Raw genomic sequence first — 535 nt, 5'->3', positions numbered from 1 at the left:
GACTGGGATCGGGCATCCGTTGACACGTCCTTCGCCCGGGCGCGGGGAGGCGTCGAGGGAAACGGCCGCAATCCCACGGATCGGGGACGGCCGGGTGTGAAACATCACCTTCTGGTTGATGCCAATGGCATTCCGCTGGCCGGCGAGGTGACGGGGGCCAACAAGCCCGACGCCGCCGGAACGCTGCCGTTGGTTGACTCGGCCGGCCCGCTCGACCCGGAGGGGGAAGACGAGGGGCCGGGCGGACGGCCCGGAGGGTTGTACGGGGACCGGGCCTATGACGCGGAAGCGTTGCGGGACGAGTTGCGGGAGCGGGGCATCGAGCCGAAGTTGGCGAAACGCCGCACGCCTCACGGCAGCGGGTTGGGCAAAATCCGGTGGGTGGTGGAGCGGACGATTGGCTGGCTGCATAACTTTCGCAAGCTGAGAGTTGTCACGGAGAAGACACAAGAAATGCAACTGGCTCTGTTAAATCTTGGCCTCAGCCTCATTTGCTTTAAATACTTTTGTAACTCATAAAGTTACAGGCTCTAAG

General features: G+C 62.8%; 1 protein-coding gene. It reads left to right on the top strand.

All coding sequences use genetic code 11. From position 1 onward, the window contains the following. A partial coding sequence (locus BGIM_RS0100900) for an IS5 family transposase (protein WP_020467934.1) occupies window positions 1-519 on the top strand: 519 nt, incomplete at its 5' end. Window positions 520-535 lie beyond the last annotated feature (16 nt).

Source organism: Zavarzinella formosa DSM 19928, assembly GCF_000255705.1.
Classification (GTDB): domain Bacteria; phylum Planctomycetota; class Planctomycetia; order Gemmatales; family Gemmataceae; genus Zavarzinella; species Zavarzinella formosa.
The sequence above is the reverse complement of the archived record's forward strand: the minus strand, read 5'-3'. Positions and strand labels throughout refer to the sequence as shown.